14 protein-coding genes are annotated in these 15909 nt (G+C 70.4%); 9 read left to right on the forward strand and 5 right to left on the reverse strand.

Features of this window, described 5'->3' with window-relative positions:
* Window positions 1-41: 41 nt before the first annotated feature.
* On the forward strand, window positions 42-563 hold the full coding sequence (locus V2J18_RS22330; protein ID WP_064748066.1) for a hypothetical protein: 522 nt from the start codon (window positions 42-44) through the stop codon (window positions 561-563).
* Between the two features lie 42 nt (window positions 564-605).
* On the opposite strand, the gene V2J18_RS22335 is transcribed toward V2J18_RS22330, so the two are convergent.
* Entirely contained in the window at window positions 606-1481 is an 876-nt protein-coding gene (locus tag V2J18_RS22335; RefSeq protein ID WP_336132946.1) for a hypothetical protein, read from the reverse strand.
* A 203-nt stretch (window positions 1482-1684) separates the two neighbouring features.
* Between V2J18_RS22335 and V2J18_RS22340 the strand changes: the two genes are divergently transcribed.
* Window positions 1685-2152, forward strand: a complete 468-nt coding sequence (locus tag V2J18_RS22340) for a hypothetical protein (RefSeq protein WP_141233483.1) — start codon at window positions 1685-1687, stop codon at window positions 2150-2152.
* A 297-nt stretch (window positions 2153-2449) separates the two neighbouring features.
* Window positions 2450-5599, forward strand: coding sequence for a TonB-dependent receptor domain-containing protein (locus V2J18_RS22345; protein ID WP_064748063.1), 3150 nt, complete (start codon window positions 2450-2452; stop codon window positions 5597-5599).
* 120 nt (window positions 5600-5719) lie between these two features.
* Here V2J18_RS22345 and V2J18_RS22350 read toward each other — a convergent pair whose 3' ends face one another.
* Window positions 5720-6511, reverse strand: a complete 792-nt coding sequence (locus V2J18_RS22350) for a TatD family hydrolase (protein WP_064748062.1) — start codon at window positions 6509-6511, stop codon at window positions 5720-5722.
* Between the two features lie 253 nt (window positions 6512-6764).
* Here V2J18_RS22350 and V2J18_RS22355 point away from each other — a divergent pair, with 253 nt between their 5' ends.
* The 3 genes from V2J18_RS22355 (at window position 6765) to V2J18_RS22365 (ending at window position 10467) form a co-directional block, all read left to right on the forward strand.
* Window positions 6765-7250 (forward strand): hypothetical protein, encoded by a 486-nt coding sequence (locus tag V2J18_RS22355; protein WP_064748061.1) that lies wholly within the window; start codon window positions 6765-6767, stop codon window positions 7248-7250.
* 62 nt (window positions 7251-7312) lie between these two features.
* Entirely contained in the window at window positions 7313-9865 is a 2553-nt protein-coding gene (hrpB, locus tag V2J18_RS22360) for an ATP-dependent helicase HrpB (RefSeq protein WP_336132947.1), read from the forward strand.
* Window positions 9866-10098: 233 nt separating this feature from the next.
* Window positions 10099-10467 carry a hypothetical protein gene (locus tag V2J18_RS22365; protein ID WP_336132948.1) on the forward strand — a complete coding sequence of 123 codons (369 nt, stop codon included), beginning with the start codon at window positions 10099-10101 and terminating at the stop codon, window positions 10465-10467.
* A 144-nt stretch (window positions 10468-10611) separates the two neighbouring features.
* On the opposite strand, the gene V2J18_RS22370 is transcribed toward V2J18_RS22365, so the two are convergent.
* Entirely contained in the window at window positions 10612-11712 is a 1101-nt protein-coding gene (locus tag V2J18_RS22370) for a hybrid sensor histidine kinase/response regulator (RefSeq protein ID WP_336132949.1), read from the reverse strand.
* Window positions 11713-11956: 244 nt separating this feature from the next.
* Between V2J18_RS22370 and V2J18_RS22375 the strand changes: the two genes are divergently transcribed.
* The 3 genes from V2J18_RS22375 to V2J18_RS22385 are packed head-to-tail and all read left to right on the forward strand — an operon-like array spanning window position 11957 to window position 14342.
* Window positions 11957-12910, forward strand: a complete 954-nt coding sequence (locus tag V2J18_RS22375; RefSeq protein ID WP_064748057.1) for an aldo/keto reductase — start codon at window positions 11957-11959, stop codon at window positions 12908-12910.
* Window positions 12907-13875 (forward strand): DMT family transporter, encoded by a 969-nt coding sequence (locus V2J18_RS22380; protein ID WP_079248186.1) that lies wholly within the window; start codon window positions 12907-12909, stop codon window positions 13873-13875. Before V2J18_RS22375 ends, V2J18_RS22380 begins: the two co-directional genes overlap by 4 nt.
* Before the next feature lie 11 nt (window positions 13876-13886).
* Window positions 13887-14342 (forward strand): hypothetical protein, encoded by a 456-nt coding sequence (locus V2J18_RS22385; protein WP_336132950.1) that lies wholly within the window; start codon window positions 13887-13889, stop codon window positions 14340-14342.
* A gap of 51 nt (window positions 14343-14393) precedes the next feature.
* Here V2J18_RS22385 and V2J18_RS22390 read toward each other — a convergent pair whose 3' ends face one another.
* Together V2J18_RS22390 and V2J18_RS22395 are read right to left on the reverse strand one after the other, a co-directional pair.
* Window positions 14394-14927, reverse strand: coding sequence for a pseudouridine synthase (locus V2J18_RS22390; protein WP_336132951.1), 534 nt, complete (start codon window positions 14925-14927; stop codon window positions 14394-14396).
* A gap of 55 nt (window positions 14928-14982) precedes the next feature.
* Window positions 14983-15867: a class I SAM-dependent methyltransferase gene (locus tag V2J18_RS22395; RefSeq protein WP_064748054.1), complete on the reverse strand. Its 885-nt coding sequence runs from the start codon at window positions 15865-15867 to the stop codon at window positions 14983-14985.
* Window positions 15868-15909 lie beyond the last annotated feature (42 nt).

The raw sequence follows: 15909 nt of genomic DNA on the forward strand, positions 1-15909 counted from the left end.
GGCCTTTTAAGTGCCATGTTTCCGATACCGAGGACTGCCCCATGCGTTCGATTGCCCTGACCGCGGCCCTGTGCGCCGCCCTGCTGGCCGGCTGCGCCGCGCCGGAGCCAGCCAAGACCGCCGAACCCGCGGCGCCGGCTGCGAACCAGGCCGGCGACACCGGCGCGAGCGCCGTCGGCGGCGAACGGCCGCTGGGCAAGATCGGCGCCGACCAGGTCGGCAAGCTCAGCCCGGTGCCGGCGCTGAAAGGCTTCGGCGAGCACTGGAGCATCCAGATCCAGGCCACCGGCGAGATGAACCACCGGGTCGAGCTGACCTGGGGCAGCGGCAGCGAGAAGGCCAGCGGCCAGGCGCGCTACCTCGGCCAACCGGCCGATGCGCCGGCGGACCTGATCGTACTCAGCGGCGAGCTGAGCACGGTTCAGGGCGCCAAGCCGATGACGATCGAGATCGACCGCATGGAGTGCATCGACGACGGCGACGGCCGCCACCGCAACAGCATCCGGGTCAGCGTCGACGGCATGGACAAGCTGGAAGGCTGCGCCGACCTGGCGATGTACTGAGGCCGACCCCAACCCCGCGGCGCCGTAGCGGGCGCCGCCGGTTCAATCCGCCGGTGCGACGGGCCGCCCGCGCCGATGCAGTGCGCGCACCGTCAGCCACGCCAGCAGCGGAGCGGCGACGATCAGCGCCAGGGCCAGCGCGATCAGCATCGGCAACTCCAGCGCCTGCCCATACAGCGCCAACGGCACCGCCGCGGCCAACAACAGCAGCGGCGTCAGCGCCGCCGCCGCCAGCGCGCCGAGCGCACCGTGACCGGAGCGCAACGGCCACACGCCGGCGACCAGCGCCAGCACCGCGCCGACCGCGAGCGCGACCGCGCTCATGCCGCTGCGATGGCCGTCGCCGTCGAGCGCGGCGAAGCCGGCCGCGCCCTGCTGCAGCGCCAGCACCAGGCCGGCGCAGACGCCGCCGCCGACCAGGGCGCCGATCGCGCGCCGTGCCGCGCCGCTCCAGGCCACCGGCGTCGCACCGCGACCGCCGATCCACCACGCCAGCGGCCAGGCCACGGCGATCTGCGCCGCCGCCTTGAGCAGGCCGGACCCCGCGAAGGCCGCTTCCAGTTCGCGCCGCTGCCCGCCGAGACGGCCGTACAGCCAGGCGTCGACGGTGGTCGACCACAGCAGGGCGACGGCGAACGCCAGCAACAGCGCGCAGATCGCAGCGCCGATCGGCCGCCGCGGCGCACCGCGGCGCTGAGTCAGCACGCAGGCGACGGCCAGTCCCAGGCCCGCCAACAGGCCGTCCTTGCACAGCCACTGCAGCAGGATCGGGGCCAGCTTGAGTTCACTGCGCACCGCCTCGGGGACGGCGAGCGCCCCGATCAACAACAACAGCGCGGAAGCGGCGAACAAGGCGGCGGCCAGCGCCAGCGGCACGAGCAGCGGCGAACGCGCCGCTGCGGTCGGAGCGAGAGACATGCGCAAATCCATGGGGTCGGGGAAGCGCCGCGCCGCCGGGCGGCGTCGCAGCGGCGCCTAGCTTAGCGACTGGGCCGGCGTCCGCAGCCGGCACGATCGCGGCGTGGGTCGCAGTCCCGCGCCCGGCAACGCTTCACGCCGGCCGGCTTGCGCCGTTTGCAGCGTTACGGCGACTGGTCGTCGCCACTCAAGAGGAGTCGTTCATGCGTATTTCGTCCGTCGTTGCCGGTGCGGTGCTGGGCCTGGCCGCGTTGCTCGCTGCGTCGCCCGCACCGGCCCAGCAGATCACCTTCCCCGCGCCGGTGTTCCGCGGCGGCAACACCGACTGGCAGGTCAAGCTGACCACCGCCCGTGACCTGTCGGTCGGCTACGAGCTGAGGGTGCCGCGAGCCAAACGGCTCAGCGGCCCGTTGCAGCAGCAGGCGACCGAGGGCCACGGCCGTTACACCCTGGTCGGCAAGATCGCGCTGAAGACCACGACCAATATCTCGGTGCAACTGGCGCCGGTGAAGCTGGGCGAGGTCTGCAAGGACAAGAAGGGCAACACCAAGGATCCGAACGGCCAACCCTTCACCTACGCGATCCAGATCTTGGACTTGGACAAGCCGGTCAAGATCGGTTCGACCGTAATACCGCTGTGGTTCGGTTGCGGCCGATTCACCGACCAGTGAGCCCGTCGCCGCAGTCCGGGCGCCCCCGATGCCGGGGCGCCGGCGCGGCCGGGTCAAGACCTTCATCCAGGCGGCTCGCGCTATAGGCGAAAGCCGCCTTTTCATTTGCCATTTCTGGCGCAATTCTTTGCCGCCCTGCAGTGAAACGACCGTTCGATCTGCCGCTATAGGCACGTGAAATCAATTAGTTACATAGGAAAACAAACAAAAAAACCGGGCCTCTTGCGCGTGTTGTGTTTAACAATCTATTAATGCGCATCCGACCCGTCGGTCGGATGTCCATTCGGGGGAAAACTTATGGTTACGACTCAGGCCCGTCGCGCGTCCCTGCGCCGCCGCCCGCTGTTGCTCGGCATCCTCGCGGTCATCGCCGCTCCGGCGTTCGCGCAAGACCCGACGCCCGCTCCGCAAACCGCGACCACGGCCAAGCCGGAGGCCTCCGAAGGCTCGGCGCCGACCGACCTGGACCGCATGGTCGTGACCGGTTCGCGCATCCGCCGCGCCGGCTTCGACACGCTCGAGCCGGCCACCGTCGTGACCAAGGAATACATCGCCGACCGCGGCCTGACCAACGTCGCCGATGCGCTCAACGAAATTCCGGGCTTCGGCGTCGGCGTGACCCCGGAAGGCGGCCAGGCCACGTTCGGCACCGGCGTCAACTTCGTCAACCGCTTCGGCATCGGCAGCAACCGCACCCTGACCCTGGTCAACGGCCGCCGCTACGTGTCCAGCTCGCCGACCACCCTGTTCGGCCCGGCCGCGCCCGGCGTGCAGGTCGACCTCAACGCGATCCCGACCGCGATGGTCGAGCGGGTCGAGAACATCGCCATCGGCGGCGCCCCGACCTACGGTTCGGACGCCATCGCCGGCGTGGTCAACGTGATCCTGCGCAAGGACTTCGAAGGCGTCCAATTCGGCGGCAACTACGGCGTCACCGAGGAAGGCGACAACGAGCGCTACAACGTCTGGGCCCTGGTCGGCGCCAACTTCGACGACGGCCGCGGCAACGTCACCTTCTCGCTGACCTACGACAACGTGAAGGGCGTGCTGCAGCGCGAGCGCGACTACTTCCGCGAAGGTTTCTTCAACAGCACCAACCCCAACGCCACCCAGATGGCGACCTTGTTCCCGGGACGCACCCCGGCCAACGACGGCCGCTACAACCCGAACATCCCGTTCAACACCGGCGCGACCGACGGCATCCCCAACGGCGTGCTGATCCGCGACCGGCGCATCTGGACCACGCCGTTCGGCGGCCTGATCTCGCCGACCACCGGCGCGTTCCGCACCGGTTCGGGCAACCTGATCCCGAACGGCTTCGGCACCGGCAACCGCACCGTGCTGGCCTTCGACCCGAACGGCAACCTGGTGCCGTACAACCCGGGTTCGACCTTCTCCGCCACCGACGCCAGCGGCGGCGACGGCCTGAGCCTGATCGAGGCCGGCCAGATCACCTCCGACCTCAAGCGCATGTCGTTCAACACCACCGCGCGCTGGGGCCTGACCGACAACATCGACGTGTTCCTGGAAGGCTCGTTCTACTCGGCCGAGAGCACCGAGCTGGTCGACCAGTGGGCCTACAACTCGCCCCTGTTCGCCGGCGCCAGCGGCATGATCCGCTTCCCGACCACCTACGCCGGACTGACCGACCAGGCCCGCACCACCCTGCAAGGCCTGGGGGTGACCTCGTTCAATCTGTCGCGCGCTTCGCGCGACCTGGTCACCAACAACGGCAGCGCCACCACCGAGCTCGGCCGCATCGTGGTCGGCCTGGAAGGCGACTTCGAGCTGGCCGATCGGGTGTTCTACTGGGAAGCGTCGGGCAACTACGGCCGCAGCGATTCGCGCGCCTACGGCACCTCGCTGGTGCAGCAGAACTTCGTCAACGCGCTGCACGTGGTGCGCAACGCCCAGGGCCAGCTGGTCTGCAACGGCGCGCCGGTGGCCGGCGTGGTGGTGCCGGGCGGCATCGCGCCGCGTCCGGACCCGAACTGCGTGCCGCTGGACCTGTTCGGCGAAGGCCGTCCCAGCGCGGCGGCGCGCAACTACGTCACCACCCGCACCGAGTCGCAGGCGCTGCAGGAGCAGAAGGTCTTCAACATCAACCTGTCGAGCACCCTGTTCGACCTGTGGAGCGGCCCGCTGCAGTACAACATCGGCTACGAATACCGCAAGGAAAGCGGCCTGTTCGATCCGGGCACCTTCCTGACCCAGGGGCTGGGCCGGTCGGTGCCGATCACCCCGCTGCAGGGCGAATACTCGACCAAGGAGTGGTTCGGCGAGTTCGTGCTGCCGCTGGTCAATCCGGAAGCCGATATCCCGCTGCTGAAGAAGCTGGACGTGGTCGGCAAGTACCGCCAGGTCGACAACAGCATCAACGGCAAGTTCGACACCTACACCTACGGCCTGCAGTGGAAGCCGTTCCAGGATCTGGAAATCCGCGGCAACTTCACCCGCTCGCTGCGCGCGCCGGCGATCACCGAGGCTTTCCTGCCGCAGGCGACCTCGTTCCAGTTCGTCACCGGCGATCCCTGCGACACCCGCTTCATCACCGGCGGCAACAACCCGGCGGTGCGCGCGCGCAACTGCCAGGCCTTCCTCAGCTACTACGGCCTGACCAGCTTCAACTCCAACGCCAACGGCGCCTCGATCCAGGGCGTGTCCGGCGGCAACCCGAACCTGCGCAACGAGTCGGCCGATTCGCACACCTACGGCTTCACCTGGGCGCCGTCGTTCCTGGAAGGCCTGACCGTCGCCGCCGACTACTACAAGATCAAGATCACCGACGTCATCAGCAACCTGACCGCGACCGAAATCGCCACCGCCTGCTTCGACGCGCCCGACTTCGATGCCTCGAACGTGCCCAACGCGAACGCGTTCTGCAGCCGCATCACCCGCAACGCGCCGGGTACCGGTCCGGCCAACGCCGGCCAGGCCACGACCTTCGTCAGCGGCTTCGTCAACGGCAAGTACCTCAACATGGAGGCCTACTCGGCCGAAGTGTCGTACCGTTTCGACACCGACCGCTTCGGCCGCTTCGCGTTCGGCGTGACCGGCTACTTCCCGAAGGAACTGACCGTCGACAACACCGGCGTCAGCCCCAACCCGGCGGTCGGCGAGATCGGCACCTCCAAGCGCCAGTACCAGTTCAGCGGCGCTTGGGAGAAGGGCAAGTTCGGCGCCAACCTGTCGGCGAACTACCTCAGCAGCGCCGAGTTCGACGTGCTCAACACGCCGGAAACCCGCGACATCCTCAAGGTCGGCGACTACTGGCTGTTCAACGGCGGCGTGCGCTACCGCTTCAACGATCGCACCATGGTGCGCCTGGCGGTCAGCAACCTGTTCGACAAGGACCCGCCGTTCCCGGCGCAGACCTCGGCGAACTTGTTCAGCACTTACGACATTCTCGGCCGTCGCTACAACCTGGCCTTCGAATGGAAGTACTGATCTGAGCCGATGCGCAGGAAAAAAAGCCCCGATCTGAGGATCGGGGCTTTTTTGTTGCGCGCGATTCGGGATTCGCGATTCGGGATCGGGGATTCGGCGACGGCAACAGCCGACTTGGGATCAGGCCGGCAGGCGAAAGAAGGCGCTGGCGGTGGCGGTGCTGTGGGCGGCGGCGACGGCGACGTCCTCGCCGCGGTCGCGGGCCAGCTCCTCGACGATGTGGGCCAGGTACATCGGTTCGTTGCGCCGATGCGAGGGCGCCGGCTTGACCGTGCGCGGCAGCAGGTAGGGCGCGTCGGTTTCGATCATCAATCGCTCAGCCGGGATGTGCTTGACCAGTTCGCGCAAGTGCAGGCCGCGGCGTTCGTCGCACAGCCAGCCGGTGATGCCGATGTGCCAGTCCTGGTCGAGGTAATCGAACAGTTCCTCGCGCGTGCCGGTGAAGCAGTGCACCACCGCCGGGCCGAGCTTGCCGTCGAAGTTCTTCATCATCGCCATGAAGTCGGCATGGGCGTCGCGCTGGTGCAGGAACAACGGCTTGCCGGTGTCGGCGGCGGTCTGCAACTGCATTTCGAACGCGCGCCGCTGCGCCGGGCGCGGCGAGAAGTCGCGGAAGTAATCCAGCCCGCATTCGCCGACCGCGACCACCTCGTCGTGGCCGAGCAGGGCGCGCATCTCGGCGTCGCATTCGGCGGTGTATTCGACGGCATGGTGCGGATGCACGCCGGCAGTGGCGAACAGCTCGCCCGGATAGCGCCGGGCCAGTTCCAGCGCCTTGGGCGAATGCTCGCGACTGGCGCCGGTGATCACCATCCGCGCCACGCCAGCCTCTCGCGCGCGCTGCAGCACCGCCTCGCGGTCGTGGTCGAAGCTGTCGTGGGTGAGGTTGGCGCCGATGTCGATCAGTTGCATGGGGCGGGCACAGCGGGAACGGAGCAGCGCGCAGTGTAGAGGCTCGCCGCGTCCGACCCAACCCGGCGGCGTTGCGGCGCTGCGCGTCCGCCGGGTCCGACCGGAGCCGCACAGCGATCGCGTTCGCACCGACGACGTCCGCGCTTTCCCCGCGCCGATTCGCAGCCCACTTTCCTGCAGCCGCTTTTTCACAGCCTGCGTTCCGCCGCGTTGTTGCGTAGAAGGCGCCGTCCGGCCGCCAAGGGAAACCCTCATGCGCATCGTCACCTTGCTTTTGGCCGCGATCCTGGGCTGGGCCGTTCCCGGCCATGCCGAGCAGACCGATGCAGCGGCCGCATCGGCCAAGCCCAAGTTCGATTTCTCCGCCCAGCCCTTCGATGGCGGCAACGTCGGCAAGCTGTCGTGGAACATCCAACTGCAGCGCACCGTGCCCGGTGCGGCCGAGTTCCACCTGACCAAGCCGCGCGGCGTACTGCTGGCCGCCGGCGGCCTGACGTCGACCGTGCCGGTGCTGGACCTGCCGGTGCTCGGCGTGCTCAAGGGGCGCTACGGCCTGGCCGGCACGATCACGGTCGGCATGCAGACCCGGCCGATGAGCGTGCTGATCGCGCCGAGCAAGCCGGACGAACCGTGCCAGGACGCCAAAAAGAACACCTACGCCAACGCGGTGATCGTGGTGATCGGCGACGTCAAGAACCCGACCCATTTGCTGATGGGCTGCGGCGAGTTCGAGGACTGACGCGACCGGCGCCGGCGGCCGCGCCATTCCGGGCGCCGCCGCCGGTCCGTATCCTTGCGCGGGTGAACAGTCCCGCCTTCCCGATCGATTCCCTGCTGCCGCAGATCCGCGCCAGCCTCGCCGAGCACCCGCGCCTGGTGCTGGAAGCCCCGCCCGGCGCCGGCAAGACCACCCAGGTGCCGCCGGCCCTGCTCGACGCGCCGTGGCTGGGCGGGCGCAAGATCGTGATGCTGGAACCGCGTCGGGTCGCCGCGCGCGCCGCCGCGACCTTCATGGCCCGCCAGCGCGGCGAGGCCGCCGGCGACACCGTCGGCTATCGCATCCGCTTCGAGAACAAGGTCTCCGAGCGGACCCGGATCGAGGTCGTCACCGAGGGCATCCTGACCCGGATGATCCAGGACGACCCGACCCTGGACGGGGTCGGCGCGCTGCTGTTCGACGAATTCCACGAACGCCACCTGGCCGCCGACCTCGGCCTGGCCCTGGCCCTGGACGTGCAGGCCTCGCTGCGCGACGACCTGCGCATCGTGGCGATGTCGGCCACCCTGGACGGCGAGCGGCTGGCGCAGTTCCTCGACGCGCCGCGACTGAGCAGCGCCGGCCGCAGCTATCCGGTGACGCTGGCGCACTTTCCGGCGCGGCGCGAGGAAAAACTCGAGCACCAGCTGCGGCGCGCGGTCGAACATGCGGTCGCGCAGCATCCGGGCGATGTGCTCGTGTTCCTGCCCGGCCAGCGCGAGATCGGCCGCGCCGATGCGGCGTTGGCCGGCAGCGAGGCCTTGCGCGGCATCGACGTGCTGAGCTTGCACGGCGAGTTACCGGTCGAACAGCAGAGCCGGGTGCTGCAGGCCGATCCCGACGGCCGCCGCCGGGTGGTGCTGGCGACCAATGTCGCCGAATCCAGCGTGACCCTGCCCGGCGTGCGCGTGGTGATCGACAGCGGGCTGGCGCGCGAGCCGCGCTACGACCCCAACAGCGGCTTCTCGCGCCTGGACGTGGTCGCCATCGCCCAGGCCTCGGCCGACCAGCGCGCCGGCCGCGCCGGTCGCGTCGCCGAGGGCTGGGCGTATCGCCTGTGGCCCGAATCGCAGCGGCTGGAACCGCAGCGGCGGCCGGAAATCGCCCAGGTCGAACTGGCCGGGCTGGCTTTGGAACTGGCCGCGTGGGGCGATGCCGGGCTGCGTTTCCTCGATCCGCCGCCGGGCGGCGCGATGGCGGCGGCGCGCGAGCTGTTGCTGCGGCTCGGCGCGCTGGAAGGCGTCGGCAAAGCGGCGACCATCACCGCCTTCGGCCGGCGCATGCTCGCGCTGGGCACCCATCCGCGCCTGGCGGCGATGCTGCTGGCGCCCAACGATCCGCACGAACGCGCCCTGGCCTGCGATCTGGCGGCCTTGGTCGAAGCGCGCGATCCCTTGCGCGGCGGCGGCGATGCGCTGGCCGCGCGCTGGCAGGCATTGGCCGCGTTCCGCGCCGGCCGCGCCCCGGCCGAGGCCGCGCGTTCGGCCTTGGCGGCGCTGGACCAGGCGGCCCGGCAATGGCGCCGGCGCCTGCGCGTCGACGCCGCGCCGCCGGCGTCGGTGCCGGCGCACGCATTGGGCGATCTGCTGCTGCATGCGTTTCCGGACCGGATCGCGCGCCAGCACCCCGGCGACCCGTATCGCTACCAGCTCGCCAACGGCCGCAGCGCGCGTCTGTTCGACGACAGCGCGGTGTACGGCGAACCCTGGCTGGTCGTCGCCGAACTGCGCGACGACCCGCGCGACGCGCGCATCCTGCGCGCCGCGCCGCTGGACGAGGCGCGGCTGGAGCGCGAGTTCCCGCAGCGCTTCGTCAGCGAAGACCGGGTGGTCTGGGACGCCGCCGCGCGCGGCATCGCCGCGGTACGCGAGCGTCGTTACGACCGTATCGTGCTCGACAGCCGGCCGCTGGCGCGGCCGGACCCGGCGCGCTATGCCGATGCCTTGGTCGATGCGGTGCGCCAGCTCGGCCTGTCGGCCTTGCCGTGGACCGAATCGCTGCAGCAGTGGCGCGCGCGCATGCGCTGCGTGCGCGCGTGGATGCCCGAGCTGGCCGATGGCGAGGCCGCTCTGCCCGACCTGTCCGATGCGGCCCTGCTCGACGGCCTGGAGCATTGGCTGAAGCCGGCCCTGAGCGGCAAGACCCGGCTCGATGCGCTCGACGAGGCCGGCTTCGGCGAAGCCCTGCGCTCGCTGGCCGACTGGACGTGGCGGCAGCGGCTGGAGGCTTTGGCGCCGACCCGGATCGTGGTGCCCTCGGGGATGGAACGGCGGATCGAATACGCCTACGACGACGAGGCCGACAACGGTCGCGGCGACCGCGGCGCGCCGCAGCCGCCGGTGCTGGCGGTCAAACTGCAGGAGTTGTTCGGCCTGGCCGATACGCCGCGCATCGCCGACGGCCGCGTGCCGCTGACCCTGCACCTGCTGTCGCCGGCCGGGCGTCCGCTGCAGGTCACCCAGGACCTGCGCGGCTTCTGGGAGCGCACCTATCCGGAAGTGAAAAAAGAAATGAAGGGCCGCTATCCCAAGCACCCCTGGCCCGACGATCCCTGGACCGCGACCGCGACCCATCGCGCCAAGCCGCGCGGCACCTGAGCGCTGCGCGGCGCGCGCCGCCGCGCTCGTCCGCTCGTCCGGCTGTCGCGCGCCGTGGGCGGTCCGTATCATCCGGCGTGGTTGTGCGCAGCGGCAGATCTGGCCGCCGTTTCGTGCCGCTCGCGGCGTCGCCGGCATTCAGCCGCGAGCCGGACCGGCGCGCGTGCGATCACAGAATTTCAACGGCAACGCGCCGACACTGAAGCCCTTTCCCTCATCACAGGATTGCAACGATGAGCAAATTCGAATCCCTGCCCGACCGTGCCATGGAACTGGTTCACGCGCTCAGCGCCAACCTCAAGGACGCGGCGCCGAAGGCGGGCCAATGGCTGGAAACCGGCGCCAAGCTCGGCGCGCTCAAGGCCGGCGCACGCACCGCCGGCGGCTTCGTGCGTCGCAACCCGGTGATCGCGGTGGCCGCGGTCGCCGGCGCCGGTTTGCTGTGGTACGCCGCCGCGCGGCGCAAGGCGCGCAAGCAGGCCGAAGGCGATCCGATCGAAGGCAGCGCGCGCCGCATCGACGCGCGCCGCGCCGAGTCCGGCAGCGGCCGTCGCCGCAGCAGCGCGCAGCGCAACGGCAACGGCGAAGAGTCGGCCGAATAAGCCACGGCGGTAGCGCGATCGCTGCATCGCCGATCCGACATCGGCTCTGCGGGCCGCAGGCCGGTCGATCCCCGTCGCTCCGTCGCCCTCGTCGGGTGGAGCGCGGGGCTCCCGGCCTGCGGTCGTGGCAGGCCGGGCGGCCGGCTACTTCGCCGCTTCCGGCAACTCGATGATGAAGCGCGAGCCGCCGTTGCGGCGCTCTTCGTACCACAGCTGGCCGCCGGCATTGACCACGATCTGCTTGGCCAGCGACAGGCCCAGGCCGCTGGACAGGCCGTCGTCGACGGCGTCGTCGTGCAGGCGCACGAAAGGCTTGAACAGTTCGCGCTGGCGCGCCACCGGAATGCCCGGGCCGCGGTCGGCGACGATCAGCTGCCAGAAACCGGGCGCGCTGTTGCGCGCGGCCAGCAGCAGCTCGCTGTTGGGCGCGTACTTCATCGCGTTGGTGACCAGGTTCTCGCTGACCTGGCGCAGCACCCGCGCGTCCATCGCCACCAGCGCGGCGCCGTTCGCCGGCGGCGGCACCACCTGGATGCGGATGCCGCGCGCGTCGAGCTGCATCTCATAGCGCCGCACCAGCCACTCCAGGGTCTCGCCGAGGTCGGCGCGGCCTTGCGCGCCGGCCGGGTCGCGGGGTCCGGCCTGGCTTTCCAGGTAATGGCGGATGTAGCCCAGCGCGTCGTCGGCGCTCTCGTGGATCATCTGCAGATAGCGCGGCACGCGCTCGGGCTTGCAGCCGTCGTGCAACAGCAGGTCGCTGGCGAACAGCACGCTGGTCAGCGGGTTCTTGAGATCGTGCGCGACCAGGTTGACCAGTTCCTCGCGCTCGCGCGCGACCCGTTCCAGGCGGTCGCGGGTCAGCTTCAGGCCGACGTGGGCGTTGACCCGCGCCAGCAGTTCCTCGGGCAGGAAGGGCTTGGTGACGTAATCGACCACGCCGGCATCGAAGGCGCGCAGCAACAGATCGCGGTCGTGCGCGGCCGTCACGAACACCACCGGCACGCGCAGCGGCGAATCGGCGCGCAGCGCGGCCATGACTTCGAAACCGTCCATGCCCGGCATCATCACGTCGAGCAGGATCAGGTCCGGCGGCTGCTCGGCGTACAGGCGCAGCGCCTCGTCGCCGGTGGCGGCCGACACCACTTCGTAGCCCTGGCGCGAAAGCAGCGCGGTGACCACGCGCAGGTTCGCGGCCTGGTCGTCGACGACGAGGATCCGGCCCGTGGATGTCGCGGGAGTACTCATTGCGTCCAGTAGATCCCCAGAGGCGGGTTTTTCACGCGGAATTCGCATAAATGAACCCGCATGAGCGTTCCGAAAGTTAACAGAAACCCACTGCCAAAGGCGGGCGGGCGAAGGAAAAAAATGAATCGTTCACTGCCGCGGCGCAGGCCGATCGCCGCATCCGGCACGCTGCGTTTGCGACGCGGGTATCGCAGCGGCTTTTGCGGCGGCGCATCATGAGCGTTCCCCGATTAAGGAATCCGCAATGAGCCTTCGCCCGCTCGGCCGTTCGCCCCTGGCCGTGGCCCCGATCGCGTTCGGCGGCAACGTATTCGGCTGGAGCGCGGACGCTGCGACCAGCTTCGCCCTGCTCGACGCATTCAGCGACGCCGGCTTCAACCTGGTCGACACCGCCGACATGTATTCCTCCTGGGCCCCGGGCAACGCCGGCGGCGAATCGGAAAGCCTGATCGGGCGCTGGCTGGCGCAGGGCGGCGGCCGTCGCGAGCGGATCGTGATCGCGACCAAAGTGGGCAAATGGGGCCCGCGGCGCGGTCTGGCGCCGGCCAACATCCAGGCCGCGGCCGAGGAGTCCCTGCGTCGTCTCGGGGTGGAGACCATCGATCTCTACCAGGCCCACGAGGACGATCCTTCCGTGCCGCTGGAAGACAGCCTCGGTGCGTTCGCGCGCCTGATCGAGCAAGGCAAGGTGCGCGCGATCGGCGCCTCCAACTACAGCGCGGCGCGCCTGGCGCAGGCCCTGGACCTGGCCGAGCGCCACGGCCTGCCGCGCTACGAGACCCTGCAGCCGGACTACAACCTGGCCGACCGCACCGGCTACGAGGCCGAACTGGAACCGCTGGTGCGCGAACGCGGGCTCGGCGTGCTCAATTACTACGCCCTGGCCGGCGGCTTCCTGACCGGCAAATACCGCAGCCGCGCCGACCTGGACAAGAGCCGCGTCCGCGCCGGCAAGGTCGAGCGCTATCTCGACGCGCGCGGCCTGCGCATCCTCGATGCGCTCGATCGGGTGGCGGCCGGCCATGCCGCGACCCCGGCCCAAGTCGCCCTGGCCTGGCTGCTGGCGCGGCCGTCGGTCAGCGCGCCGATCGCCAGCGCGACCAGCGTCGCCCAGTTGCGGGAGCTGCTCGCCGCGGCGCGGCTGCGCCTGAGCGCCGAGGAGATCGCCGCGCTGGATGCGGCGAGCGCGCCGGCATGAGCGCATCGGCGTCTCCGCTGGCCGAGTCGGGCGTCATCGCCGCGACCCGCGCGCGCCGGATCGGCATCGCCCTGGCCGCGACCGGCGCGGTGCTGTTCTCGGCCAAGGCGATCCTGGCCAAGCTGCAGTACCGCTACGGGGTCGACTCGCTCGACGTGCTGGCCCTGCGCATGGGCCTGTCGTTGCCGCTGTTCCTGGTCCTGGGCCTGCGCGAAACCCGCCGCGCCAAGGCCCGCGGCGCCTTGCCGACCCGGCGCGACCTCGGCCTGATCGCGGTGCTCGGCGTGCTCGGCTATTACTTGTCGAGCCTGCTGGATTTCTGGGGCCTGGAATACGTGCCGGTCTCGCTGGAGCGGCTGATCCTGTTCCTCAACCCCACCATCGTGCTGCTGATCGGCTTGTTCGCTTACGGCCGCCAGGTCGCCGCGCGCGAGTGGATCGCGCTGGCGGTCTGCTACGCCGGGGTGATCCTGGTGATGGTCGAAAACCTGCGCGTGGAAGGCGACCATGTGCTGCTCGGCAGCGCGCTGGTGCTCGGCGCCGCGGTCAGCTACGCGCTGTACCTGGCGATGTCGGGCGAACTGGTGAAGCGGCTGGGTTCGCTGCAGCTGGTGGCCTGCGCCATGGTGGTGTCGACCGCGGCGACCCTGATCCATTACCTGATCGCGCGCGACGCCGCGGCGCTGTTCGGCCTGCCCTGGCAGGTCTATGCCTTCGCCGCCGCCAACGCGCTGTTCTGCACCTTCCTGCCGGTGACCTTCACCATGGCCGCAGTGAGCCGGCTCGGCGCCGGCAGCGCGGCGCAGTTCTCGGTGATCGGGCCGGTGTCGCTGGTGTTCCTCGGCGCCTGGGTGCTCGGCGAACGCATCACCGCGATCCAGCTGATCGGCACTGCGGTGGTGCTGGGCGGGGTGGTGCTGGTCTCGCGGCCGGGCGCCAACTCGGTGCCGATCGAGCGCAAGTGAGCCGCCGGCGCATGCCCGCGGCGCCGCGGGCATACTGCCCCGCCGCTCCGACCGCCACGCACAGGCAACGGATTCTGCTGCTGATCGCCCTCGCCGCCGCCGGCGGTTTCGTTTACCTGCAGTGGTTCGCCGCGCCGTCGCGCGGCGATTACCGCATCGCCGAGATCGAACGGCGGCCGATCCCGAAGACGGTCCTGATCGAGCTGTGGCGCGACATCGCGCTGGGGCAGTGCGCGCGCGCGCAAGATCGCTACCGTCTCGCGCCGGATGCCTGCCGCGGCATCGTCCGCGAGCGTCATGCGGCCTGCGCCGCCAGCGCTTCCGCCGGCGCGCCCGAGCTCATCGCCGGCAAGCAGGCCTCGCGCCGGATCGCCCGGCCGTACCTGGATTGCGTGTTGCCGCATCCGCATTGCCGCGGGGTCGAGGTGCGCACCGAGGAACAAGCGCGGCAGCACTGCCGCGACTGAGCCGGCGCGGCGAAGGCGCGGCCGGTGAAAGCGCTGCGGGGGGCGGAACGCTCAGCAGGCCCGCCACTGTCCCGGCGCGAGCCCGTCCAGGCGCTGGCCGCCGACCGCCACCCGCACCAGGCGCAGGGTCGGCAGGCCGACCGCGGCGGTCATCCGTCGCACCTGGCGATTGCGGCCTTCGCGCAGGGTGATCGCCAGCCAGGCGTCGGGCACGGTCTTGCGGAACCGCACCGGCGGATCGCGCGGCCACAGCGCCGGCGGGTCCAGGCGTTCGACCTGCGCCGGCAGGGTGCGGCCGTCGTTGAGCTCGACGCCGCGGCGCAGCGCCTGCAGTTGTTCCTCGCTCGGGTCGCCTTCGACCTGAACCCAATAGACCTTGGGCTGCTTGTGGCGCGGGTCGGTGAGCCGATGCGCCAGGCCGCCGTCGTCGGTCAGCAGCAGCAGGCCTTCGCTGTCGTGGTCCAGGCGTCCGGCGGCGTACACGCCGGGCGGCAGGCCGAAGCCGGCCAGGGTCGGCCGCGGCGGTTGGCTGCGGTCGGTGAACTGGCACAGCACGCCATAGGGCTTGTTGAACGCGATCAGCACGGGCGAAACCTGGACATCGCGCCGGCGGCGGTGCGCACCGCCGCCGGCGTGGGGATCAGCGCGGCTTGCGGAAGCGCAGGGTCATGCGGTCGCTTTCGCCGATCGCCTGATACTTGGCGTCGTCGGCCGCGTCGTGGCGGTTCACCGGCGGCAGCGTCCACACGCCGTTGGGGTGATCCTTGGTGTCGCGCGGGTTGGCGTTGACCTCGCTCTTGGCCTCGAGCTTGAAGCCGGCCGCTTCGGCCAAGGCGATGACCTGGGCCTGGCCGACGTAGCCGCTCTTGTCGTCGGCCGGCACGTCGCCCTGGGCGCGGTGTTCGACCACGCCCAGCGTGCCGCCCGGCTTCAGCACTTCGAAGAAGCCCTGGAACATCACTTCGGCCTGGCCGGCGCTGCGCCAGTTGTGCACGTTGCGGAAGGTCAGCACCGCGTCGGCCGACGCGGGCGCGCCGAACGCCGGTTTATAGCTGTCGTAGGCGGCGAACACGGCCTTGTCGTACTGCGCCGGGCCGGCGGCGAACTTGGCTTCCAGGTTCTTCTTGGCGTTGGCGTAGTACTTGCGCGAATCGGCGCTGGATTGGGTGTCCGGGTCGACGATCGCGGCGACGTAGCGGCCGCGTTCGCGCAGATAGGGCGCGAGGATTTCCGAGTACCAGCCGCCGCCCGGAGTGATCTCGATCACGGTCTGGTCGGGGCGGATGCCGAAGAACTGCAGCGTTTCCAGCGGATGGCGCGCGCCGTCGCGGGCGACGTTCTTCGGGTCGCGCCAGCTGCCGGCGATGGCGGCCTTCAGCGCGGCGTTGGCGGCCGGTTCGGCGGCGGCCGTCGCCTTGGGGGAGGCGGCGTCGGCCTTGGCCGGCTTCTGGGCGTGGGCGATCAGGCTCAGGCCGGGCAGCAGCGCGGCCAACAGCCACAGGCGGGCGGGGCGGTTACGTTCCATGCAACGGACTCCGGGGCAACGGGAAAGGGCGCCAGCCTACCG

The sequence above is a fragment of the Lysobacter firmicutimachus genome (genome assembly GCF_037027445.1).
GTDB classification, from domain to species: domain Bacteria; phylum Pseudomonadota; class Gammaproteobacteria; order Xanthomonadales; family Xanthomonadaceae; genus Lysobacter; species Lysobacter firmicutimachus.